Genomic DNA, 25,311 nt, shown 5'->3' on the forward strand with positions numbered 1-25,311 from the left:
TTGACAAGCAGTATCCGCGTACCCGAGAAGCGCGCGGAATGATCAGGTCGGCAGCTCCGCCGCTTAGGAGCGGTGCGTCTGCATTTGAGTAAGCGGGAGATTTACCGTGAGTGGAAAGATAAGCAAGGCCTGGCTGGCGACAGCCGGGGTCGTTGTATTGGCCGGCGCCATCGGCGTGGGCTGGTGGATGGGCAAGGAACGTCAGCCCGCCAATCCGGCGCCAGCCGTCGTGTCGCAGCCTGCTGCCCCGGCGGGCGGCGGAGATGCCAAGCCGGCATTGCCCGCCAGCGCGGTGGTCGGCGCGGCCGACCCGTTTGCCGCGCTTTCCTGCCAGCCGCGCCAGTACAACGATACGCTGGCGCTGGCCGTGACCTTCACGCAGCCGGTGGATGCCAAGTCCGACCTGGACAGCTTTCTGCAGGTGACGGACACGGGTTCGGCCTCCGACAAGGACAGCGAATCGGCCGCCAGCAACGGTGACCAGCCCGCCTCGGTCCGGCCGGGCGACTCGGCGCCCAAGGGCAAGATCCTGAAGGGCAACTGGGTGGTGGGCGACAACCCCCGCATGGTTTATTTCCCCTACGTGCAACCGCAGCGTTCCTACGCGATCTCCGTGCGTGCCGGGCTGCCCGGCGCGGGCGGCATCAAGCTGGCAGAAGCGTCGAATTGCGAGGTGAACACGCAGGCCATGCCGCCGTCGTTCTATTTCGCCAGCCGCGGCGTGGTGTTGCCGGCCGGCCAGAATGGCGGCCTGCCCGTGGCCACGGTGAACGTGCCCGAAGTGGACGTGCAGTTCCTGCGCGTATCGCCTGAGCGCGTGCCTGAACTGTTCGACACCGTGCTGGGCATCGGCCGCAGCACCGGCTCTGGCGAAGAAGAAGACAGCAGCGACGAAGATGACAACTGGCGCTATTCCGACAACCGCAGCCTGAAGGGCTCGGTCAGCAACTGGGACCTGGACCGCCTGAACTCGCTGACGACCAGCGTCTATCAAGGCCGCTTCGTCACCGACGACAAGCCCAACCGCCGCCATGTCACGTTCCTGCCGGTCGAAGGCATCAAGGAATTGCAGGAGCCCGGCATCTACATCGCGGTGATGAGCCAGCCCGGCCGTTTCCGCTACGAATACCAGGTGACGTATTTCTACGTCAGCGACATCGGCCTGCACGCGCGCCGCTACAGCGACCGCATCGAAGCCTATTCGGTATCCCTGAAGAGCGGCACCGCCATCTCGGGCGCCGTGTTCGAACTGGTGGACGGCGCCGGCAAGTCGCTGGCCAAGGCCGCGGCCGACGGCCAGGGCCATGTCCGCTTTGACGGCAGCTTCGCCAATGCGCGCGTCATCCGCGCCTCGCGCGACAAGGAAATGACGGTGCTGGCCCTGGGCGAACCCGCCCTGGACCTGTCTGAATTCGACACGGGCGGCCATGTTTCCCGCCCCAACAACCTGTTCGTCTACGCTGGCCGCAATCTGTACCGCCCCGGCGAAACCTTCAACGTCTCGGTCCTGCCGCGCGATCTGGACGGCCGCATGCTGGCGCCGTCGCCCCTGACCGCGACCATCAAGCGCCCCGACGGCCGCACGGTGCTGAGCACCCTGTGGCAGCCCCAGAAGGATCTGCCCGGCTATATCGAGCGCAGCATCGACCTGCCGCTGGATGCGCAGACCGGCACGTGGCTGCTGGAACTGCGCGTGGACCCCGCGTCGCGCGCGCCGGACGCGTCCTGGAAGTTCCAGGTCGAGGAATTCCTGCCTGAACGCATGAAGATGGCGCTGACCTCCGACCAGGAGGTGCTGTCGCCGGAGGAAACGCTGACTGTCGACGTGCAGGGCGACTATCTCTACGGCGCGCCCGCCGCTGGCAACCGCCTGCTGTCCAGCTTCCAGGTCAAGCGCGACCGTTTTGCGCTGCCCCAGCAATGGCCCGGCTTCATCTTCGGCGACGTTGCCGACGATGCCCGCCGCCATTTCGAAGAGCTGCCCGAAACGGCCCTGGACGACAAGGGCCGCGGCCAGCTCGAGGTCGATCCGCGCACCGGCGGCACGCGTTCGCCGATGAAGGTGCGGGTGTCGGCCAGCCTGCTGGAATCCGGCGGCCGTCCGGTGGTGCGCTCGATCGAGCGCAGCGTCTGGCCCGCCGACCGCCTGATCGCCGTGCGTCCGCAATTCGACGGCGACGTGGCCCGCGAAGGCGCGCCCGCCGGGTTTGAAGTGCTGCGCGTGGATGCGCAGGGCAAGATTGCGCCGCTGGCGCAGGCGCAGATGCGCCTGTACCGCGAAGATCGCCAGTACTACTGGCGTTTCGACGACCAGCGCGGCTGGAACAGCGGCTACACCGAAACCGAGGAATTGCTGGATTCGCGCGAGATCGCGCTGAACGACCGCTCCCAGCTGACCGTGCCCGTGAAGTGGGGCCGCTACCGCCTGGAAATCGCCGATCCCGAAACCGGCCAGACCCTGCGCTACCGCTTCTACGCGGGCTGGAACGCGCAGGACTCCGACGCCATGGGCAATCGTCCCGACCGCGTGCAGATGAAGCTTGAAGGCGTGCCGGCCAAGCCGGGCGACACGGTCAAGCTGACCCTGACGCCGCCGCATGACGGCCAGGCGCTCATCACCGTGGAAGGCGACCGCATGCTGTGGTCTACCTGGGTGGCCGTGAAAGCGACGGGCACGCAGGTCGAGATCCCGGTCGACAAGAGCTGGAAGCGCCACGACCTGTACATCGCCGCCGCCGTGTTCCGTCCCGGCAGCGAAGGCGACCGCGTGACGCCGGCGCGCGCGCTGGGCCTGACCTTCCTGCCCATCGCCAGCGCTGACCGCAAGCTGGACGTGAAACTGACGGCGCCGCCCAAGGCGGTGCCCGAGACCAAGGCGACCGTGCGCGTCAAGGTGGACGGCGCCCAGGGCAAGCAGGCCACCGTGACCCTGTCGGCGGTGGACGTGGGCATCCTCAACATCAACCAGTACAAGACCCCCGATCCGCTGGACTACTTCTTCGGCAAGCACCGCTACGCGCCCGAATTGCTGGACATGTACGGCAAGCTGATCGAGAAAATGGACGGCACGAAGGGCAAGCTGAAGTGGGGCGGCGACGCCGCCATGCGCGGCGACAGCAAGAGCCTGCCTAAGAAGGTCAAGCTGGTGGACCTGTTCTCCGGTCCGGTCAAGCTGAACGAGCAGGGCGAGGCGGACATCCCGCTGGACCTGCCTGATTTCAACGGCACGCTGCGCCTGATGGCCGTGGCCTTCACGCCCGACAACTACGGCAGCACCGACACCGAAATGGTGGTGGCGGCGCCCATCGTGGCCGAGCTGAACACGCCGCGCTTCATCACCCCGGGCGACCAGGCCGCGATTGCGCTGGACGTGACCAACCTGAGCGGCGCCGAGCAGAAGGTGACGGTCAAGCTGGAAGCGCTGGACCCGCTGGCCATCGTCGACGGCGTCAAGACCGTGACTCTGAAGGACAAGCAGCGCACCACGCTGCGCTTCACCGCCACCACCACCGGTTCGTACGGCCTGGGCCTGATGCGCCTGACCGTCGACGGGCAGGGCGGCGGCAAGCCCTTGCGCATCGTGCGCGAATCGGTGCTGCAGGTGCAACCGGCCTACGCGGCCGAGCGCCAGGTGCGCCGCCTGCGCCTGAATCCGGGCGAAGCCAACGCGCCGCAGGCGTCGTGGGTGGCGTCCTACTACCCGGACTCGACCACGGTCAGCATGACGGTATCGAACCGTCCGCCGATCAACGTCAATCGCCTGGTCGAAGGGCTGCTCAACTATCCCTACGGCTGCACCGAGCAGACCATCAGCGCGACCCTGCCGTGGGTCATGCTGGATGAGGCCGCGGCCAAGCAGTTCGGCCTCAAGCCGCGCACCAAGGCCGAGCGCGACGCCAAGGTGGCCGGCGCGATCGGCCGCCTGGCGGGCATGCGCAACGCCGTCGGTTCGTACAACCTGTGGAGCAGCTCTTCCTCGCGCGATGTGTGGCTGACGGCCTACGCCGTCGGCTTCATGCAGGACGCCCGCGACAACGGTTTCGAAGTGCCCGAGGCATCGCTGGACCGTTCGCGCCAGTGGCTGCTGGAGCAGGTGCAGCAGAGTTCGGGCGCGTTCGGCACCTGGTCGGCCAACCTGAAGCGCGGCGTCGAATCCGGTCGCTACGACTCCAGCGACGCCAACATCCTGCGTGAGGACCATCGTCGCTTCGCCGGCCTGGCCACTGCCGCATTGGCGCTGGCGCGCGACAAGAAGGCGCCGCTGTCCACGGTGCGTCAGCTGTACGACAACTACCAGGAGCGCGCGCGCTCGCCGTTGCCGCTGATCCAGCTGGCGGCCGCGTTCAAGCTCATGGGCGACGAGGGGCGCATGAAGAGCGCGCTCGACCAGGCCGTGGCGCGCGAGTACGGTCTCAACAATCGTCGCAACTCCGGCTATTACGACGAATGGCTGGGCGACTACGGCAGCGGCGTGCGCGACTACGCGCTGGCCTTTGCGATCGCGGACAAGTACGAGCTGCGCCACGAGCGCCTGGACAACCTGCTGACGCAGCTGGCCAGCCGTCTGGGCAACCGTTCGTACCTGTCGACGCAGGAACAGATGTCGCTGTTGCTGGCCGCCCGCGCTATGGGCGGCGACAAGGCCACGCCCTGGTCCGCCACGTTGACCGTCAATGGTTCCACCAAGGCGCTCGCTGGCGGCACCAGCGACCAGACCGTGTCGCTGTCGGCGGCCGACCTGGCCGGCGTGCAGTTGCTGAACACCGGCAACCAGTCCCTGTTCGTCGAATACGACATCCAGGGCAGTCCGACCACCACGCCTGCGCCGCGCAATGACGTGATCCAGCTCAAGCGCGGCTGGTACCGTCCGGACGGCCGCCCGTGGGATGGCGGCAGCCTGCAGACCGGCGACATGCTGGTGGTGTGGGTGCAGGCCAGCGCCAACCAGAACATTCCGGATGGCTTGCTGGTGGACCGCGTGCCGGCGGGTTTTGAAGTCGAAAACCTGAACCTGTCGCAAAGCCCCGAGATGCAGGAATGGACGATCGGCGGACGCCGCGTGGCCGAAGCCATGTCCGATCCCAACATCAAGCACCGCGAGTTCCGCGACGACCGCTATGTGGCCGCGGTGTCGCTGGGTCGCGGCAAGGTGGACGTGTTCTATCTGGTGCGCGTGGTGACGCCGGGCCGCTATGCGGTGCCGTCGACGGTGGCCGAAGACATGTACCGGCCTGAAATCCGGGGCGTAGGCGAGCAATGGAGCACGGTAGAGATCCGCGACCGCGGCGCCAAGCGTCCTTGAACCCCGCCGCCACCCCGGTGGCGGGCGCCTCGCGCGCCCGCCGCTGGCGGCGGCGAGGAATCTTCGCGGCCAGCGCGTTGTTTGCGCTGGCCGCGTTGTTATTCACGCTGGACCGCCTCTATCCCTTGCCGCCCGTGGATTCGGGCGGCGCCGCCGTCGTCGTGGCCGCCGATGGTACGCCGCTGCGCAACTATCCCAGCCGCGACGGCATCTGGCGCTATCCGGTCAAGCCCGACCAGGTGTCCGAGCGCTATCTGGAAACGTTGCTGACCTACGAGGACCGCTGGTTCTACTGGCACCCGGGCGTCAACCCGGTGGCGATGGCGCGCGCCGGCTGGCAGTGGGCCACCAACCGCCGCATCGTGTCGGGCGGGTCCACCCTGACCATGCAGGTCGCGCGGCTGATCGATCCGGAACTGGCCGGCAAGCCCTCGCGCTCGATGTCGGCGAAGCTGCGGCAGGCCTGGCGCGCCATCCAGCTGGAAATGCACTACAGCAAGGACGAGATCCTGTCGCTGTATCTGACCCACGCACCCATGGGCGGCATCGTCGAGGGCGTGGAGATGGGCTCGCGCCTGTGGCTGGGCAAGCCCGCCCGCGATCTGAGCCCGGCCGAAGCGGCGATGCTGACCGCCTTGCCGCAGGCGCCATCGCGGCTGCGGCCGGATCGTCACCCCGAGGCCGCGCAGGCCGCGCGCGACAAGGTGCTGGACCGCATGGTCGAACTGGGCCGCTGGACCCCGGCCGAGGTGGCCGACGCCAAGATCGAGAACGTGGTTGCGCCGCCGCTGCGGGCGCGCTGGCTGGCGCCCCTGGCCGCGCAGCGGTTGCTGCAGGAGGCGGGCAGCCAGCGCAAGGCGGGCCGGCGTCCTGGCGAGCGGCCCGCGGTGGTCACGTCCACCCTGGACGCGGACATGCAGGCGGCGGTGGAGCGCATGCTGCAGGATCGGGTGGACGGCCTGCCGCCTAAAGTGTCGATGGCCGTGTTGGTGATGGACAACGATACGCTGGAGGTCAAGGCCTATGCCGGCTCCGCCGATTTCTCCGACGAAAGCCGGGCGGCCCACGTGGACATGGTGCGCGGCGTGCGTTCGCCGGGCTCCACGCTCAAGCCTTTTCTGTATGCGCAGGCGCTCGACGAAGGCCTGATCCATTCCGAAAGCCTGCTGATCGACGCGCCGATGTCGTTTGGCGGCTACGCGCCGGGCAACTTCCAGGCCGCGTTCGCCGGCCCGATCAGCGTCGCCCAGGCTCTGCAGCGTTCGCTCAACGTGCCGGCGGTGGATCTGCTGGACCGCGTCGGGCCCAGCAGTTTCGCCTCGGTCATGCTGGCCGGCGGGGTACGGTTACGTTTGCCCGCGGGCGCGGAACCGAATTTGAGCTTGATTTTGGGCGGGGGTGGCACCACATTGGAAGAACTGGTGGGCGCTTACCGGGCCCTGGCCCGCGGCGGCGTCTCAGGGCGGCCCCGGCTGCGGCCGGAGCAGCCGCGGGTCGAGTCCCGTATGATGAGCCCTGGGGCGGCCTGGATCGTCCGTGACATTCTGGAGAGCGGCGGCCATCCCGACCGGCCGTTCTACCAGTCGGGCAGTCCGGCGCGGCAGCTGGCCTGGAAAACCGGGACGAGTTTCGGATTCCGGGACGCCTGGGCCGTTGGAGTGACCGACAGGTGGACGATGGGCGTTTGGGTCGGCCGTCCGGACGGTACGCCCAACCCCGGATTTTTCGGGGCCAACGTGGCGGCGCCGCTACTGCAGGATATCGTGGCGGCCTTGCCCGAAGGCGCTCAGCAGGTCCGCGTCAGGCCCGAAACGGTGCAGGCCGCGGTGACATGCTGGCCCCTGGGTTACAAGCTCGGCAGCGTGCCGTCCGGCGAATGTCCGGAGCAGCGCGCGGCCTGGGTGCTGAATGAAACGGCGCCGCCGTCCTTTGCCGGCTACGCCGACGCCTCGCGCGGACCGTTGCGTCTGGGCGGCGTGGCCAGCGGCTCGGTGCTGCGGCCCGTGCCGGGCGGGCGCGAAGTGGCGCTGGATGTGGATGTGCAGGGAACTGAAGGCGAAGTATGGTGGATGCTGGACGGGCGCGTGGTTGGCCATGGCGCGTCGGGTCATCCGTTTAAATTAGTGTTGGCCATGGACGGCCGGTATACGCTTACCGTCATGGATGCGCAAGGCCGCCACGACAGAGTGGTTTTTGAAATCTCTGGCGTTACGCCATGATCGGCATAGAATATGAATCGTGTATTTGCCCGCTTCGATGCGTTACGGAGGAAGCGTGATTTCTCAAGAGCTTGAAGTCAGCCTGCATATGGCTTTCGTCGAGGCCCGTTCGGCCCGGCATGAATTTATTACCGTCGAGCATCTGCTGCTCGCGTTGCTCGACAACGCTTCGGCCGTTGAAGTGCTGCGCGCCTGCGCCGCGAACCTGGACGACCTGCGCCGCAATCTGCGCCAGTTCGTCTCGGAGAACACCCCGGTGATCCCGAGCGGCGCCGAGGTCGACACGCAGCCCACGCTGGGATTCCAGCGCGTGATCCAGCGCGCCATCATGCACGTATCCGCGGGAGGCACCGGCAAGAAGCCGGTTACCGGCGCCAATGTGCTCGTGGCCATTTTCGGCGAAAAGGATTCGCACGCTGTGTACTACCTGCAACAGCAGGGCGTGACGCGGCTGGACGTCGTCAATTTTCTGTCGCATGGCATTACCAAACAGCCCCAGGTGGAGTCCGCCGCCGTGCAGAAAGAGCAGCAGACCAATGGTGAAGAGCAGGGCGAATCGCGTCAGTCGCCGCTGGACCAGTACGCCACCGACCTGAACGCCGCCGCGCTGGCGGGTCGCATCGATCCCCTCATCGGGCGCGAGCACGAAGTCGAACGCGTGATCCAGGTGCTGTGCCGCCGCCGCAAGAACAACCCGCTGCTGGTCGGCGAGGCCGGCGTGGGCAAGACCGCGATCGCCGAAGGCCTGGCCTGGCGCATCACGCGCGGCGAAGTGCCCGAGATCCTGCAGGCCGCCCAGGTCTTTTCGCTGGACATGGGCGCCTTGCTGGCGGGCACCAAGTACCGGGGCGATTTCGAGCAGCGCCTGAAGGGCGTGCTCAAGCAGATCCGCGGCAACCCCGACGCCATCCTGTTCATCGACGAAATCCATACGCTGATCGGCGCCGGTTCGGCTTCCGGCGGCACGCTGGACGCGTCCAACCTCTTGAAGCCCGCCTTGTCTTCCGGGCAGCTCAAGTGCATCGGCGCGACCACCTACACCGAATACCGCGGCGTCTTTGAAAAAGACCACGCGCTGTCGCGCCGCTTCCAGAAGATCGACGTGGCCGAGCCCAGCGTCGAACAGACCGTGCAGATCCTGCGCGGCCTGAAGAGCCGCTTCGAAGAGCATCACAGCGTGCGCTACTCGTCCGCCGCCCTGTCGGCCGCGGCCGAACTGTCGGCGCGTTTCATCAATGACCGCCATCTGCCGGACAAGGCCATCGACGTGATCGACGAGGCCGGCGCCGCGCAGCGCCTGTTGCCGCGTTCGCGCCAAAAGAAGGTGATCGGCAAGGTGGACATCGAGAACATCGTGTCCAAGATCGCGCGCATCCCGCCGCAGTCCGTCTCCAACGACGACCGCAGCAAGCTCGCGACGCTGGACCGCGACCTGAAGACCGTGGTCTTCGGCCAGGACAACGCCATCGAAGCCCTGTCCGCCGCCATCAAGATGGCGCGCTCGGGCCTGGGCAAGCCGGAAAAGCCGATCGGCGCCTTCCTGTTCTCCGGCCCCACCGGCGTGGGCAAGACCGAGGTCGCGCGCCAGCTGGCGTTCACGCTGGGCGTGGAGCTGCTGCGTTTCGACATGTCCGAATACATGGAGCGGCATGCGGTGTCGCGCCTGATCGGCGCGCCTCCGGGCTACGTCGGTTTCGACCAGGGCGGCCTGCTGACCGAGGCCATCACCAAGCAGCCGCACTGCGTGCTGCTGCTCGATGAAATCGAAAAGGCGCACCCGGATGTGTTCAACATCTTGCTGCAGGTCATGGACCACGGCACGCTGACCGACAACAACGGCCGCAAGGCGGACTTCCGCAACGTCATCCTCATCATGACGACCAACGCGGGCGCTGAAACCTTGAACCGTCCGTCGATCGGTTTCGCGAATTCGCGCGTGGTGGGCGACGAAATGGCGGAAATCCGCCGCATGTTCACGCCCGAGTTCCGCAACCGCCTGGACGCGATCATCCCGTTCGCGCCGCTGGACCGCGAAATCATCCTGCGCGTGGTGGACAAGTTCCTCATGCAGCTGGAAGACCAACTGCACGAGCGTCGCGTGGAAGCCATCTTCACCACGGGGCTGCGCGAGCATCTCGCCAAGGAAGGGTTCGATCCGCTCATGGGCGCACGCCCCATGCAGCGTCTCATCCAGGACACCATCCGCCGCGCGCTGGCCGACGAGCTGCTGTTCGGCAAGCTGGTCGATGGCGGCACGGTTACGGTCGACCTGGACGAGGAGGGCAAGGTCAAGCTGGACTTCGACGAGAACGGCAAGCCGCCCTCGTCGGATGCGCCTGACAAGCAGGAAGTCGAACTGGTCGATTAAGGCTCTCAATGACCGCGGACCGCCAGCCGCTGATCGAGTGCGAACACTGCGCGAGCATCTATCGCCGGCATCAGCTTGAACCTGGCGAGACCGCCAATTGCGCCCGCTGCGGCGCCACTCTGTGGCGTTACAGCGGGCTTACTTTGTCCAATTGGCTGGCGCTCGCCATTTCCGCCCTGATCGTGTTCGGGGTGGCCAATGCCTATCCCGTCGCTTCCATGTCCGTGCAGGGCATGGTGCAGCAGGCATCCTTGCTGGACGCTATTGCCATCACCTGGCGCCAGGACCATTGGGTCGTCGCCATCATGACCGGCATGGCCGGCTTTGCGCTGCCGATGCTGCAGCTGTCGGTGTTGCTGTGGGTGTTGGGGCCGCTGTCGCGCGGCCGGGAACCCCTGGGCTTTCGTACTGCGATACGTTTGTTGGGCATTCTGCGGCCCTGGTGCATGGTTCCGGTGTTCCTCCTGGGCGTGCTGGTGGCGGTGGTGAAGCTGGCGGGCATGGCCGCCGTGACTCCGGGTATCGGGTTGGCGGCATTCGGCATCCTGACCATTCTGTTGACGATGCTGGGGCGGCTGTCGCCGCATGTGCTGTGGCGCTACGCCGAGAGCGTGGGCGTGGTGCCGGTGCATATCCCCCAGGCTGCGCCGGACACGGTTCTGACCGGATGCCATGTCTGTGGCCAGGTGCAGGCGTTGCCCCGCGCGGCCGATCCGGAAGAGCATCACCGCTGTGTGCGTTGCGACGCCCTGGTGCATTTCCGCAAGCCCGATCATCTGGCGCGCACCTGGGCGCTGTTGCTGGCGGCCGTGGTGTTCTACATCCCCGCCAACGTGCTACCAGTGATGCAGGTCAGGTCGGTGCTGGGGGACAGCGCCCACACCATTCTGGGCGGCGTGGTCGAACTCTGGGAAATGGGTTCCTGGGATATCGCGCTGATCGTCTTCATTGCCAGCGTGGCGGTGCCGTTGACCAAGCTGCTGGCGCTCATGCTGTTGCTGTTGACCGAACAATGGCGCAGCACCACCAACCTGCGTCCGCGCACGCGCCTGTATCAAATGGTCGAGTTCATCGGCCAATGGTCGATGCTGGATGTTTTTGTCGTTATATTGCTGGCGGCGTTGGCGGATTTCCAGGGCTTGATGGAAATCAGCGCCGGCGCGGGTGCGGCGGCGTTCGGGCTGACAGTGATCCTGACCATGTTGTCGGCCATGAGTTTCGACCTGCGCCGCAGTTGGGATCTGGAAGGACAAAGTGAAATAGAATCGCCGCCAGTGGGAGGCGGGCGCCAGCCGGCGTCTCTCGCCGGCAAGGAAATGGGCTAGGAAGCGCCGCGGCTTCCGTCCACGAACAAGGAAGAGTAGATGTCCGAGCAAGCACCCGGATCCGGTGAAGAGAAGTTTGCGTCACCCGCGATCTCGCGCAAGAAGAAGAGCCGGATTTCATGGATCTGGCTGGTGCCCATCGTGGCGGCCCTGATGGGCTTGTCGCTGGTCGTGCGAACCTGGATGCAGGCGGGGCCCGACATCTCCATTTCGTTCAATACCGCAGAAGGGCTGGAAGTCGGCAAGACCCAGCTGCGCTACAAGGACGTCAACATCGGCACCGTGAAGTCGATCGGCTTCAACGAAGACCGCACCAAGGTGGTGGTGCAGGCCGAACTGTCCAAGGATGTTTCCGATCTGGCGCGCGAAGGCACCAACTTCTGGGTGGTGCGCCCGCGTCTGGACGTGAGCGGCGTGTCCGGCCTGGGCACGCTGTTGTCGGGCGCCTATATCGGCGTGGACGCGGCCGAAGGCAAGGACGGTTCCAAGAAGGCCACCAAACTGCATTTCGAAGGGCTGGAAGTGCCGCCCGCGGTCACGCATGACCGCGCCGGCAAGCGCTTCAAGCTCAAGGCGTCCGACCTGGGCTCCCTGGATATCGGTTCTCCCGTGTACTTCCGCCGCATCAACGTGGGCCGCGTGATCGGCTACGCGCTGGATGAAACCGGCAAGGCCGTGAACGTCGAGGTGTTCGTGGACGCGCCCAACGACAAGTTCGTGACCCAGGGCACGCGCTTCTGGAATGCCAGCGGCGTCGACTTCAGCGTCAATGCGGACGGCCTCAAGGTGCGCACGCAATCGCTGGTGTCGATGGCGGTGGGCGGCGTGGCCTTCGAGCCGGTCATCAGCGCGCGCGATGCCGGCAAGCAGGCGCAGGCCGACGCGCAATTTGACCTGTACGCGACCGAGGCCGCAGCCAAGGCCAATCCGGACGGCGAGGCCTTCCCGATCCGCATGCGCTTTGACCAGTCGATCCGCGGCCTGACGGTGGGCGCGCCGATCGACTTCAGCGGCATCACGCTGGGCAACGTCACGCAGATCAACATGGACTTCGATCCGGTCGCCAAGCGTTTCTACTCGATGGTGGATGCAACCCTGTATCCGGAACGTCTGGGCCGCGTGTTCGACGAAGTGCGCGATCGCGCCACCAAGGACGGCGACGTTGCCGGCAACCGCTTGTTGGGCGGCATGATCAAGCACGGCCTGCGCGCGCAGCTGCGCACCGCCAACCTGCTGACCGGCCAGCTGTACGTGGCGCTGGACGACTTCCCGAACGCCAAGCCGGTTGAATTCAAACCCTCGGATCCGGCGCTGATCCCGACGGTGCCAGGCAACCTGGATCAGTTGCAGCAGCAGATCAGCAACATCGTCGCCAAGATCGAGAAGATTCCGTTCGACAAGATCGGCGAGGACCTGCGCACCACCTTGGCCAGCACCTCCAAGCTGATGAACCGCCTGGACAAGCAGGTCGCGCCTGAAGCGCAGAACATGCTCAAGCAGGCCAAGGAGTCCATGGCGCAGGTCAACGCGCTGCTGGCGTCCGATGCTTCCTTGCCGGTCAATACGGAAAAGGCGATGCAGGAGCTGGGTCGCGCGGCCCGTTCGCTGCGCGCCCTGGCCGATTTCCTGCAAGCCAATCCCGAGGCCTTGTTGCGCGGCCGCGGCCCAGACCCGATCCCCGGCGCCGGTCCTGTCAGGAACTGAATCCCATGATGAATAGACGCCCGTCCCCCCACGCCCGCCAGGCGGCCCCGAGTTCCGAGCAGCCCCAATCCGCGGGCAGGCTGACGCCCCGTCTGCGCCCGGTCCTGTCCTTGCTGGCCTTGTCGGCGGCGCTGGCCGGCTGCGGGGCGTCCTCGCCCGTGCACTATCACACCTTGCAGTCGCCGGCGGCCCAGGCTCCGGGCGGTGCGGTGGCGCCGGCCAGCTTTCTGATCGAGGTGCAACCGGTCAATATCTCGACGCAGGCGGATCAGCCCCAACTGATGGTGCGCACCGGCGAAGGCAGTCTGTCCGCGTTGTATTCCGAGCGTTGGAGCTCACCGCTGGGCGACGAGTTGCGGGGCGCGCTGTCGGACGCGCTGAAGCGGGAACTGGGCGCGCTGGATGTGCAACTGGTCAAGCCAGGCCCCGGCGCTGCGGTCTGGCGGGTCCAGACCGACGTACAGCGTTTCGAGCTGGAGCCGGGCCGCATGGCCCAGCTGGATGCGACCTGGCGCGTGCGGCCGGTCAACATGAAGGGTTCCGGCCTGCTGTGCCGCAGCGTGGTGACGGAACCGGTGGCGGAAGAGGGCGTGCCCGCCATGATCGCTGCCCAGCAGCGCGCAGTGGTCAGTCTGGCCGGCGCCATGGCCTCGGCCATACGGGGGCAGACCCCGGCGGGATCGGCCTCGGTGCAGATGCTGGGCTGCGCGGCGCTTAAGGATTGATAGCCCTGGGCCAAAATTCCGCCTGATCTCAAATGGTTAACCTAGGGTTAACCATAGTGCAAACCAAGTTGCAACCTGTCTAGCATACGGTCCTACCCATGCCGGGTCCCGTCGGGGCCCGGTACTACCTTTGCCATGCGACAGGAAGCAATCTCTTATGGCCAGCACGACCCTAGGCGTTAAAGTCGACGACGCGCTCCGCGACCGGCTGAAGGCCGCCGCGCAAAAGCTCAACTGCACGCCGCACTGGCTGCACAAGCAAGCGATCCTTTCCTACCTGGACAAGATCGAGCGCGGCCACCTGCCCGCCGAGATGTCGCACCTGGGCATGGACGCGGGCGGCGAGGACGAGGCGGGCGAAGGCCATTCCGCGCCGACGCCGCCGTTCTACGAATTCGGTCAGGACGTGCAGCCGCAGTCGGTGTTGCGCGCGGCCATTACCGCCGCCTACCGCCGCCCCGAGCCCGAGTGCGTGCCGCTGCTGCTGGGCCAGGCCCGCATGCCCAATCTGGAAAAGATCCACGCCATGGCCGCCGACCTGGTCCGGAAGCTGCGCGGCAAGCGCAGCGGCGGCGGGGTGGAAGGGCTGATCCAGGAGTTCTCGCTGTCCAGCCAGGAAGGCGTGGCGCTGATGTGCCTGGCCGAAGCGCTGCTGCGCATTCCCGACCGCGCCACGCGCGACGCGCTGATCCGCGACAAGGTGGCCCGCGGCGACTGGAAGTCGCACATGGGCGGCTCGCAATCCCTGTTCGTCAACGCCGCCACCTGGGGGCTGATGATCACCGGCAAGCTGGTGGCCGTGAGCAGCGAGCAGTCGCTGTCCAAGGCGCTGACCCGCCTGATCGGCAAGGGCGGCGAACCTCTGGTGCGCAAGGGCGTGAACATGGCCATGCGCATGATGGGCGAACAGTTCGTGTCGGGCCAGACCATTTCCGAAGCCCTGGCCAACAACCGCAAGATGGAAGCACGGGGCTTCCGCTATTCCTACGACATGCTGGGCGAGGCCGCGACCACGGCCGAGGACGCCGACCGCTATTACGCCTCGTACGAGCAGGCCATCCACGCCATCGGCAAGGCCGCGGCCGGCCGCGGCATCTATGAGGGACCGGGCATCTCGATCAAGCTGTCGGCGCTGCATCCGCGTTATTCGCGCGCCCAGCGCGAACGCGTCATGGCCGAGCTGCTGCCGCGCGTGAAGGCGCTGACCGTGCTGGCGCGCAGCTACGACATCGGCCTGAACATCGACGCCGAGGAAGCCGACCGCCTGGAAATTTCGCTGGATTTGCTGGAAGCGCTCTGTTTCGAGCCCGAGCTGGACGGCTGGAACGGCATCGGCTTCGTCATCCAGGCGTACCAGAAGCGGGCTCCCTTCGTGATCGACTACGTGATCGACCTGGCCCGCCGCAGCCGCCATCGCGTGATGGTGCGCCTGGTCAAGGGCGCGTACTGGGACAGCGAGATCAAGCGCGCCCAGGTCGACGGCCTGGAAGGCTATCCGGTCTATACCCGCAAGGTCTACACGGACGTGGCCTACCTGGCCTGCGCCCGCAAGCTGCTGGGCGCGCCGGAAGCGGTGTTCCCGCAGTTTGCCACGCACAATGCCTACACCCTGTCCGCGATCTACCAGCTGGCGGGCCAGAACTACTACCCGGGCCAGTACGAATTCCAATGCCTGCACGGCATGGGCGAGCCGCTGTACGACGAAGTCGTGGGCGCGCTGTCGCAGGGCAAGCTCAACCGTCCGTGCCGCATCTACGCGCCGGTCGGCACGCATGAGACGCTGCTGGCCTACCTGGTGCGCCGCCTGCTGGAAAACGGCGCCAACACCTCGTTCGTGAACCTGATCGGCGACGACAGCATTCCGGTCGAGCAACTGGTGGCCGACCCGGTGGAAGCCGCTGCGCGCATCACGCCGCTGGGCGCGCCGCACGAGAAGATTCCGCTGCCGCGTGAACTTTATGGCGACCCGCAGGAGGGCGCCCGCGCCAACTCGGCGGGCCTGGACCTGAGCAACGAACATCGGCTGGGTTCGCTGTCCGCGGCCCTGCTGGCCAGCGCCGCCATGCCGTGGCGCGCCGGCCCCATGCTGGGCGAGGGCGACGGCGCCTGGGACGCCTCGCGCGCCATGGAAGTCCGCAACCCCGCCAATTTGCGCGACGTGGTGGGCCACGTGGTCGAAGCGCAGGCAGACGAGGCCGAGACCGCGCTGCGCGCCGCCGCCAATGCCGCTCCCATCTGGCAATCCACGCCGGTGGCCGAACGCGCGCAGTGCCTGCGCCGCGCCGCGCAACTGCTGGAAGAGCAGATGCAGACCCTGCTGGGCCTGATCGTGCGCGAAGCCGGCAAGTCTCTGCCCAACGCCATCGCCGAGGTGCGCGAGGCCGTGGACTTCCTGCGCTATTACGCGGACCAGGCCGAAACGGAATTCAGCAACGACACGCATCGTCCGTTGGGCACGGTGCTGTGCATCAGCCCCTGGAACTTCCCGCTGGCCATCTTCACCGGCCAGGTCGCGGCCGCGCTGGCCGCCGGCAACACGGTGGTGGCCAAGCCCGCCGAACAGACGCCGCTGATCGCCGCGCAAGCCGTGGCCATCCTGCGCGCTGCCGGCGTGCCTGCCGGCGCCGTACAGCTGCTGCCGGGCCGCGGCGAAACCGTGGGCGCGCAACTGGTCGCAAGCCCCGGCGTGCGCGGCGTGATGTTCACCGGCTCCACCGACGTGGCGCGCATCATCGCGCGCACGCTGGCGGATCGCCTGGATGACGCCGGCCACACCATTCCGCTGATCGCCGAGACGGGCGGCCAGAACGCCATGGTGGTGGATTCCTCGGCCCTGTCCGAACAGGTCGTGTTCGACGTGCTGACCTCCGCCTTCGACTCGGCGGGCCAGCGCTGTTCGGCGCTGCGCGTGCTGTGCGTGCAGGAAGACAATGCCGACCACGTGCTGACCATGCTGCGCGGCGCGATGCGCGAGCTGAGCGTGGGCAACCCCGACCGCCTGTCGGTGGACGTGGGCCCGGTGATCGATACGGAAGCGCGCAACGGCATCCAGCGGCACATCGAAACGATGCGCACGGCGGGCCATCGCGTGGACCAGGTGGAACTCAACGGCGAATGCCGCCACGGCACCTTCGTGCCGCCGACCATCATCGAAATCGACAACGTCAGCGAGCTGACGCGCGAAGTGTTCGGACCCGTGCTGCACGTGGTGCGCTATCAGCGCGACGAACTGGACGCCTTGCTGGATGCCATCAACGGCACCGGCTACGGCCTGACTTTCGGCGTGCATACCCGCATCGACGAGACCATCGCGCACGTGACCGGCCAGGTCCATGCGGGCAACGTCTACGTCAACCGCAATATCGTGGGCGCGGTGGTGGGCGTGCAGCCCTTCGGCGGCGAAGGCTTGTCCGGTACCGGCCCCAAGGCCGGCGGTCCGCTCTACATGTATCGCCTGCTGGGCACGCGTCCGGCGGGCCTGCCGCCGGCGCTGGACGCGGCGGCGGCGCTGCCGCAGCGCATTGCGCTGCCGGGGCCGACCGGCGAGACCAATACCTATGTGGTCGAGCCGCGCGGCGCCGTATATTGCGTGGCCGCCACCGAGGCCGGGGCGCGGGCGCAGTGGTCCGTCGCCAAGCTGACCGGCAACCACGCCTGGTTCGCGGACACGCCCGCGGCGCAGGCGCTGCTGGCCTCGCTGGACGCCGGCCAGCCGGAACAGGCGGGCATCCTGGCCGACGGCGAGGTCGACCAGGCGGACTACCAGGCCGTGCTGTTCGAGGGTGATGGCGACGCGCTGCAGGCGCTGAACCAGCGCATCGCGCAGCGTCCGGGCGCCATCCTGTCGGTGCATGGACTGACCCCCGACGCGATCGCGGCGGGCGCCGGCTACGTGCCGGAGCGCCTGTTGGCGGAGCGCTCCGTCAGCGTCAATACGGCGGCGGCGGGCGGCAACGCCAGCCTCATGACCATAGGTTGAGCCTGGTATAGGACAACCCTTGGGTATCCAAGGGTTATCTCCAATATCGGCAGAGGTTGCACTGGCACGAAAATTCGGTCGCACCTCAAATCCGGAAGTCGCAACCCGGCTTCCGGATTTTGCAGAACATGCACACGCAAGCTTCCGCCATATCGGACTTGCTAGTAGTGAAAAACCAAAAGCCTGGTTAAAAGCTCAGGTATAACAAGGTCTTAAGTCCGACACTCGGAGGATACCCATGAAGTTCCGCACCACTTTGAAGCTTCTCGCCGCCAGCATCGCCGCCGCCGGCATGGCCGCCTCCGCGCAGGCTGCCGACGTCAAGTTCGGTTTTGCCGCGCCGCTCACCGGTCCGCAATCGCACTATGGCGAGGACATGCAGAACGGCCTGAACCTGGCCCTGGAAGAAGCCAACAAGAAGGGCATCAAGGTCGACGGCGAAACCGCCAAGTTCGTGCTGGTGTCGCGCGATGACCAGGCCGATCCGCGCGTCGGCGTGCAGGTTGCCCAGCAGCTGGTCGACCAGGACGTGGTCGGCATCCTGGGCCACTTCAACTCGGGTACGACCATCCCTGCTTCGCGCGTCTACCATGAAGCCGGTCTGCCCCAGATCGCCATGGCGACCTCGCCGGAGTACACCAAGCAAGGCTACGAAACCACCTTCCGCATGATGACCAGCGACACCCAGCAGGGCGCCGCGGTCGGCAAGTTCATGGTGGAAAGCCTGAAGGCCAAGAAGGTCGCCATCATCGACGACCGCACCGCCTACGGCCAGGGCCTGGCCGACGAGGTCGAGAAGGCGGTCAAGGCCGCTGGCGGCCAGGTCGTGCGCCGCGAGTACACCACCGACAAGGCCAACGACTTCACCGCCATCCTGACCAACATCAAGGGTTCGGCGCCCGACGCCATCTTCTACGGCGGCCTGGACGCGCAATCCGGTCCGATGAAGCGCCAACTGGCTACCCTGGGCCTGAAGGCGCCGCTGGTTTCGGGCGAAATGACGCGCAGCGACACCTTCATCAAGTTGGCCGGCGACGCCGCCGACGGCACCTACGCCTCGCTGGCCGGCGTGCCGCTGGACAAGATGGCCGCGGGCAAGGACTTCGAGCAGCGCTACCAGGCCCGCTTCAAGAAGGCCCCCGGCGTCTATGCTCCCTACGCCTATGACGGCGCCTGGAACATGATCGCCGCCATCGAGCAGGCCGGCTCGGCCAAGCCCGAGAAGTACCTGCCGGCCCTGGCCAAGCTGAACCGCAAGGGCGCCACCAGCGAGCACATTTCCTACGACGCCAAAGGCGACCTGAAGGAAATCTCGGTCACCATCTACGAAGTCAAGAACGGCAAGTGGGAGATGGTTGAGACGATGGTCAGCCAAGCCAACTAAGGCGGCTGGACCGGGGCGGGGAGGCGGCTGAGCGCCGCGTCCCGCCCGTATTGCAGCGTGCGCGCCGTCAGGCGCGCGCCACGCGCGGCGCCGTGGCAGGCCCGAGGGCCGTCACCGCAAGGTCCGCGCGATTTTTCCAGGCTTATTCAGCGGCCCCTATGGATATCTTCATTCAACAACTGATTAACGGCGTCACGCTAGGCAGCGTGTACGCCCTGGTCGCCCTGGGCTACACCATGGTGTACGGCATCATTGGGCTGATCAACTTCGCCCATGGCGACGTCGTCATGATCGGCGCGATGGCGGCGACCACCATCGCCATCTCGCTGGTGGGCGGCGATCCTTCCACGTCCGCCTTCGTGGTGCTGGGCGTCGGCCTGCTGGTGTCCGTGCCGCTGTGCATGGCCGTGGGCTGGACCGCCGAGCGCGTGGCCTACCGGCCGTTGCGGCGCGCGCCGCGCCTGGCTGCCCTGATCACCGCGATCGGCGTGTCCATCATCCTGCAGAACGTGGCGATGATGGGCTGGGGCCGCAACTACCTGAACTTCCCGCAGGTGCTGTCGCCACAGGTGTTCGAGATTGCTGGCGCGCGCATGAGCTCGCTGCAGATTGCCATCGTGGTGATTGCGGCGCTGATCATGGGCGGACTGCTGGCCGTGGTGCACAAGACCCGCCTGGGCACGGCGATGCGCGCCACCGCGCAGAACCGCGAAGTGGCCGGGCTGATGGGCGTGAACATCAACACGGTCATTTCGGCGGCGTTCCTGATCGGCTCGGCGCTGGCCGCGGTGGCCGGCATGATGGTCGCCACCTACTACGGCGTGTCGCAATACACCATGGGCTTCATGCTGGGCCTGAAGGCCTTCACGGCCGCGGTGCTGGGCGGCATCGGCAATCTGGTAGGCGCCATGGCGGGCGGCCTGTTGCTGGGCATCATCGAATCGCTGGGCGCCGGGTACATCGGGGACCTGACCGGGGGCTTCCTCGGCAGTCACTATCAGGACGTGTTCGCGTTCTTCGTGCTGGTGCTGGTGCTGATCTTCCGTCCGTCCGGCCTGCTGGGCGAGCGCGTGGGAGACCGGGCATGAACGCAACCCTGAAAAGCAGCGGGTTCTCCACCCGCAACCTGATCGGCATCGCGCTGATCGGCGTGGTGCTGGCGGTGCTGCCCTTCGTGATCGGCATGGCCGGCCAGAGCTGGGTCCGCATCCTGAACTTCGCGCTGCTGTATGTGATGCTGTCGCTGGGCCTGAACATCGTGGTGGGCTTCGCGGGCCTGCTGGACCTGGGCTACATCGCGTTCTACGCGGTGGGCGCCTACACCTGGGCGTTGCTGGCATCGCCGCATTTCGGCCTGCACCTGCCGTTCTGGGCGATCCTGCCGATCGCGCTGGCGGTGGCCTGCCTGTTCGGCGTGCTGCTGGGCGCGCCCACGCTCAAGCTTCGAGGGGACTATCTGGCCATCGTGACGCTGGGTTTCGGCGAGATCATCCGCATCTTCCTGAACAACCTGAACGCGCCGGTCAACATCACCAACGGACCGCAGGGCATCAACCGCATCGACACCTTCAAGGTCGGCGAGTTCGCCTTCGGCCGCACGGAAAGCCTGCTGGGCCTGCGCGTGACGGGACCCGAAAAGTATTACTACCTGCTGCTCGCGGTGACGTTGATCATCATCGTGGTCTGCGTGCGCCTGCAGAATTCGCGCATCGGCCGCGCCTGGGAAGCGATCCGCGAAGACGAGATCGCGGCCAAGGCCATGGGCATCAATACCCGCAACATCAAGCTGCTGGCGTTCGCGATGGGCGCGTCCTTCGGCGGCGTGGCGGGCGCCTTGTTCGCCTCGATGCAGGGCTTCGTCAGCCCCGAGAGCTTTTCGCTGATGGAATCCATCTCGATCCTGTGCATGGTGGTGCTGGGCGGCATGGGCCACATCCCGGGCGTGATCCTGGGCGCGTTGATCCTGGCTGCGCTGCCCGAGTTCCTGCGCGCGGTGGTCGAACCGGTGCAGCACATGCTGTTCGGCGCCGTGGTGCTGGACCCCGAGGGCATACGCATGCTGCTGTTCGGCCTGGCCATGGTGTGCGTGATGCTGTTCCGTCCGGCCGGCCTGTGGCCGTCGGCGGTGCGCAAGCGTGAACTTGCAACCAAGACCCAGGGAGGCGGAGCATGAGCAAACTGCTGCAAGCCCAGGGACTGGGCAAGCGCTTCGGCGGCCTGCAGGCGCTGTCGGACGTCAGCTTCGACATCGAGCAAGGCGAGATCTACGGCCTGATCGGGCCGAACGGCGCGGGCAAGACCACGCTGTTCAATGTGCTCACCGGCCTGTACATCCCGGAAGAGGGCAGCTGCACGTTCAACGGCGAGTCCATGTCCGGCAAGAAGCCGCATGAAGTCGCCTATGCGGGCCTGGCACGCACCTTCCAGAACATCCGCCTGTTCGCCAACCTGAGCGCGATCGAGAACGTGATGATCGGCCGCCACATGCGCACCAAGTCGGGCGTATTGGGCGCCGTGTTGCGCACGCGCGGCACGCGGGCCGAAGAGGCCGCCACCGAAGCGCGGGCGCAGGAACTGCTGGACTACGTAGGCATCGGCCATCGCGCCAACGACGTGGCGCGTTCCTTGCCCTACGGCGACCAGCGGCGCCTGGAGATCGCGCGGGCGCTGGCCACCGATCCCAAGCTGCTGGCGCTGGACGAACCGGCGGCCGGCATGAACGCATCGGAAACCGTGGTGCTGCGCAAATTGGTCGAGAAGATCCGCGCCGACGGCATCACCGTGCTGCTGATCGAGCACGACATGAAGCTCGTCATGGGCCTGTGCGACCGCGTGCTGGTGCTCGAATACGGCAAGGTGCTGGCCATGGGCAAACCCGCCCAGGTGCAGCGCGATCCCAAGGTCATTGAAGCGTATCTGGGCGCAGGCGCCGCGCAGGATCCGCAGATTCATCAGGAGCGCCCGGCATGACGGCAGCATCCCAACCCCTACTGGAATTGCGGGGCCTGCAGGTCTCTTATGGCGGCATCCGCGCGGTGCGCGGCATCGACCTGCGCGTGGACCAGGGCGAACTGGTTTGCCTGATCGGCGCCAATGGCGCCGGCAAGAGCACGACGCTGCGCGCCATCTGCGGACTGGTGCCGCTGGCGGGCGGTGAAGTGGTCTACGGCGGCCAGTCCGTCGGCGGCCAGAAGTCGCATGAGCTGGTGCGCCGCGGTCTGGTGATGGTGCCGGAAGGGCGCGGCATCTTCGGCCAGCTCACGATCGAGGAAAACCTGGCGATGGGGGCCTATATCCGTCGCGATGCGGCCCAGATCCGCCAGGACACCGACCGCGTCTTCACGCTGTTCCCGCGCCTGGCGGAGCGCCGCAAGCAGGCGGCCGGCACGCTGTCCGGAGGCGAGCAGCAGATGGTGGCGATGGGCCGCGCGATGATCGCGCGCCCCAAGCTGCTGTTGCTGGACGAGCCTTCGATGGGCTTGGCGCCGCTGATGGTGGAGAAGGTCTTCGAGGTGGTACGCACCATCGCCAGCGAAGGCGTCACCATCCTGCTGATCGAGCAGAATGCGCGCCTGGCGCTGGAAAACAGCCATCGCGGCTACGTGATGGAATCGGGCGAGATCATCCTGTCTGGTCCGGCCGGCGACATGCTGCACGATCCCAAGGTGCGGGCGGCCTATCTGGGCGAGTCCGAGTAGGGCGCGGCCGGGATCTTGGGGCGGGCGCGGCAGGGCTTCGAGCTTGCCGATGCCAGCGTTCTTGAGCCGCCGAGGCTGCCCTGCGTCATTCCGATGCTCGCCCCGGCGGGGCTGCGCTTCGGATGACTCCGGGGTCCTCGGCTGGCAGTCGCTTAATGCGCTGGCTTTGGACCCCGTTCATGGGCAGACATCGTGAGCCGGTGGCCGGACGGAGGGATCCGAAGCGCAGCCCCACCGGGGCGAGCATCGGAATCCCGCAGTCCGGACGCCGGCGGCTCAAGAACCCTGCCGCACAAAAGAACCCAGCCTCACAAAGCCGCAGCGGCAGGGCTTCGAGCTTGCGGATGTCAGGGTTCTTTAGCCGCCGAGGCTGCCCTGCGCCATTCCGATGCTCGCCCCAATGGGGCTGCGCTTCGGATGGCTCCGGGCCGCCTCGGCTGGCAGTCGCCTAATGCGTTGGTTTCGGACCCGTTCGTGGGCAGACGCCGGCGACTCAAGAACCCCAGCCGTACAAAACCGAACGTCAGCAATTCAGCCAAAAACGTCCTAAGCCGGCGCGCGTTCACGGTCCACGGCCGCGACCACGCCGGCATCGATCAGCGCTTCGATTTCCTTGGCGCCGTAGCCGAACTCTCCCAGAATCGCGATGCTGTCCTCGCCCAGCCGCGGCGCCGCGCGGTGGTATTGCGCGGGCGTGGCCGACAGCTTCACCGGCATGCCTACCGTGCGCACCGTGCCCGCGACCGGGTGCTCCTGTTCCACCACCATGCCGCGCGCCAGCGTCTGCGGATGCGATAGCGCCTGGGCGATGGAATGCACAGGGCCCGCAGGCACGCCGGCCGTGTCGAATACGTCCAGCCACTCCTCCGCGCTGCGCGTCTTGAGGATGGCGGACATATCCTCTACCAGTTGATCGCGGTTCTGCATGCGGTCGCGATTGCGGGCGTAGCGGGCATCCTCGGCCCATTCCGGCTTGCCCAGCGCCTGGGTGATGCGCTGCCAGTTCTTCTCGTTGGCGCCGCCGATGATGATCCAGTCGGTCGCGGTGGGGAAGGCCTGGTAGGGCGCGCTCAGCACGTGCGCCGAACCCGTGGGGCCGGGGGACACGCCGCTGCCGAAGTAGATGGCGGCGTGCCAGTACAGCTGCTGCAGGCTGGCTTCCAGCAATGACGTTTCCACGATCTGGCCTTCGCCCGTGCGCTGCTTGTGCTGGTAGGCCGCCAGCACGCCGAAAGCCGCCAGCAAGCCGGCGTTGATGTCCGCGACGGAATTGCCGGTGCGCAGCGGCGGCCCGCCAGGTTCCCCGGTGATCGCCATCAGGCCGGAGAAGCCCTGCGCCACCAGGTCGAAGCCGCCCTTGTCGGCATAGGGGCCGGTGGTGCCATAGCCCGACACCGCGCAATAGATCAGGCCCGGGTTTTCCTGGCGCAGCCGGTCGTAGCCCAGGCCCAGCTTTTCCATCGTGCCCTTGCGGAAGTTCTCGGTCACCACGTCGGCGTCGCGGATCATGCGCAGCAGGACCTTCTTGCCCTCCGGATGCTTCAAGTCCAGCGCGATGGCGCGCTTGTTGCGGTTGAGCATGAGATAAGGCGCCGAGATGCCGTTGATCTGCGGGTCCCGGTACTGGCGCGAATCGTCGCCGCCGTCGATCTTCTCGACCTTGATGACGTCGGCGCCCATGTCGGCCAGCATCATGCCGCAGGTCGGGCCGGCCATGATCTGCGACAGCTCGATCACGCGCATGCCGGAAAGGGCGCCGGCGGGGCGCTGGGTATCGTTATGCATGAGTCCTCCTTGCATGGGGTTCAGCGGGCGTTGAATTGCGGCTTGGCCTTGGCCAGGAAGGCCTGGTAGCCCGTGCGGAAATCCTCGGTGTCGAAGCAGTCGAAGGCTTCGTCGCGGTCGGCGTCGGTCAGGGCTTTGCCCTGCACCAGATTGCGGATGAACTTCTTGTGCCAGCGCGCGACCAGCGGCGCGCCGTCGGCGATGCGGCGGGCGGCGGCCTGGGCTTCGGAGGCGACCTGATCGTCGGGCGCCACGCGCGTGACCACGCCCAGGCGCAGCGCTTCCTGCGCGTCGAAGATGGTGCCTTCCAGCAGCACCTGCAGCGCGGCGGTCGGGCCCACCAGGCGCACCAGCGGCGCCAGTTCCGAGTACGACATCACCAGCCCCAGGTTCTTGATGGGCACGCCGAAGCGCGAACTCTGGCCGCAGATGCGGATGTCGGCCAGGCTGGCGATCTCCAGCCCGCCGCCCACGCAGATGCCGTGTATCTGCGCTACCACCGGATGGCGGCAGTTGCCGATGGCTTCTATGGTCCGGCGCATCACGGCGCCGTACTCGATGGCCTGGCGCTTGTTGCTGCGCGTGGTCTCGAATTCGCTGATGTCATTGCCCGGGGAGAAGGCCTTTTCGCCCGCGCCGCGCAGCAGCACGCAGCGCACGCTGTCGTCGGCGTCCAGCTCCAGGAAGGCGTCGCCCAGCAGCCGCCAGCTGTCTATGGTGAAGGCGTTGAGCTTTTCCGGGCGGTTCAGCACCACGGTCGCGATGTCGCCGTCGCGCTGGCACAGGATGGGGGAGGTGTCGGAAGTGGGGGTAGCGCTCATG

14 protein-coding genes are annotated in these 25,311 nt (G+C 66.8%); 12 read left to right on the forward strand and 2 right to left on the reverse strand.

Annotated features, from left to right (window positions below):
• The first annotated feature begins 106 nt into the window (after positions 1–106).
• The 12 genes from DXK93_RS02955 to DXK93_RS03010 all read left to right on the forward strand — a co-directional run bounded on the left by DXK93_RS02955 (position 107) and on the right by DXK93_RS03010 (position 22,704).
• The gene (locus DXK93_RS02955) at positions 107–5,302 is read left to right on the forward strand and encodes an alpha-2-macroglobulin (protein ID WP_119449310.1); all 5,196 of its coding nucleotides are present in this window, start codon (positions 107–109) and stop codon (positions 5,300–5,302) included.
• On the forward strand, positions 5,299–7,521 hold the full coding sequence (gene pbpC / locus DXK93_RS02960) for a penicillin-binding protein 1C (protein WP_119449311.1): 2,223 nt from the start codon (positions 5,299–5,301) through the stop codon (positions 7,519–7,521). The genes DXK93_RS02955 and pbpC overlap by 4 nt, the downstream gene beginning before the upstream one ends.
• A 55-nt stretch (positions 7,522–7,576) precedes the next feature.
• Complete coding sequence (gene clpA / locus DXK93_RS02965; protein ID WP_175162976.1) at positions 7,577–9,889, forward strand: ATP-dependent Clp protease ATP-binding subunit ClpA; 2,313 nt, start codon at positions 7,577–7,579, stop codon at positions 9,887–9,889.
• Between the two features lie 8 nt (positions 9,890–9,897).
• Positions 9,898–11,214 carry a paraquat-inducible protein A gene (locus DXK93_RS02970; RefSeq protein ID WP_119449313.1) on the forward strand — a complete coding sequence of 439 codons (1,317 nt, stop codon included), beginning with the start codon at positions 9,898–9,900 and terminating at the stop codon, positions 11,212–11,214.
• A gap of 39 nt (positions 11,215–11,253) precedes the next feature.
• A complete protein-coding gene (locus tag DXK93_RS02975) occupies positions 11,254–12,918 on the forward strand; it encodes an intermembrane transport protein PqiB (RefSeq protein WP_119449314.1) in 1,665 nt (554 codons plus the stop codon).
• A gap of 8 nt (positions 12,919–12,926) precedes the next feature.
• The gene (locus DXK93_RS02980; protein WP_225590330.1) at positions 12,927–13,643 is read left to right on the forward strand and encodes a membrane integrity-associated transporter subunit PqiC; all 717 of its coding nucleotides are present in this window, start codon (positions 12,927–12,929) and stop codon (positions 13,641–13,643) included.
• Positions 13,644–13,800: 157 nt separating this feature from the next.
• Entirely contained in the window at positions 13,801–17,622 is a 3,822-nt protein-coding gene (gene putA, locus DXK93_RS02985; protein WP_119449315.1) for a trifunctional transcriptional regulator/proline dehydrogenase/L-glutamate gamma-semialdehyde dehydrogenase, read from the forward strand.
• 238 nt (positions 17,623–17,860) lie between these two features.
• Complete coding sequence (locus tag DXK93_RS02990) at positions 17,861–19,006, forward strand: branched-chain amino acid ABC transporter substrate-binding protein (protein ID WP_013394755.1); 1,146 nt, start codon at positions 17,861–17,863, stop codon at positions 19,004–19,006.
• 236 nt (positions 19,007–19,242) lie between these two features.
• On the forward strand, positions 19,243–20,094 hold the full coding sequence (locus tag DXK93_RS02995) for a branched-chain amino acid ABC transporter permease (protein WP_370126311.1): 852 nt from the start codon (positions 19,243–19,245) through the stop codon (positions 20,092–20,094).
• Positions 20,091–21,179 (forward strand): ABC transporter ATP-binding protein, encoded by a 1,089-nt coding sequence (locus tag DXK93_RS03000; RefSeq protein ID WP_054452355.1) that lies wholly within the window; start codon positions 20,091–20,093, stop codon positions 21,177–21,179. The genes DXK93_RS02995 and DXK93_RS03000 overlap by 4 nt, the downstream gene beginning before the upstream one ends.
• Positions 21,176–21,976 (forward strand): ABC transporter ATP-binding protein, encoded by an 801-nt coding sequence (locus tag DXK93_RS03005; RefSeq protein WP_054452353.1) that lies wholly within the window; start codon positions 21,176–21,178, stop codon positions 21,974–21,976. Before DXK93_RS03000 ends, DXK93_RS03005 begins: the two co-directional genes overlap by 4 nt.
• Complete coding sequence (locus tag DXK93_RS03010) at positions 21,973–22,704, forward strand: ABC transporter ATP-binding protein (RefSeq protein WP_054452351.1); 732 nt, start codon at positions 21,973–21,975, stop codon at positions 22,702–22,704. Before DXK93_RS03005 ends, DXK93_RS03010 begins: the two co-directional genes overlap by 4 nt.
• A gap of 546 nt (positions 22,705–23,250) precedes the next feature.
• Here the strand turns inward: DXK93_RS03010 and DXK93_RS03015 are convergent.
• Both DXK93_RS03015 and DXK93_RS03020 read right to left on the reverse strand, forming a co-directional pair.
• Positions 23,251–24,489, reverse strand: coding sequence for a CaiB/BaiF CoA-transferase family protein (locus tag DXK93_RS03015; RefSeq protein ID WP_119449316.1), 1,239 nt, complete (start codon positions 24,487–24,489; stop codon positions 23,251–23,253).
• A 20-nt stretch (positions 24,490–24,509) separates the two neighbouring features.
• Positions 24,510–25,310, reverse strand: coding sequence for an enoyl-CoA hydratase/isomerase family protein (locus tag DXK93_RS03020; RefSeq protein ID WP_119449317.1), 801 nt, complete (start codon positions 25,308–25,310; stop codon positions 24,510–24,512).
• Position 25,311 lies beyond the last annotated feature (1 nt).

This window comes from Achromobacter sp. K91 (assembly GCF_003576205.1).
GTDB classification, from domain to species: Bacteria; Pseudomonadota; Gammaproteobacteria; order Burkholderiales; family Burkholderiaceae_B; genus Achromobacter; species Achromobacter aegrifaciens.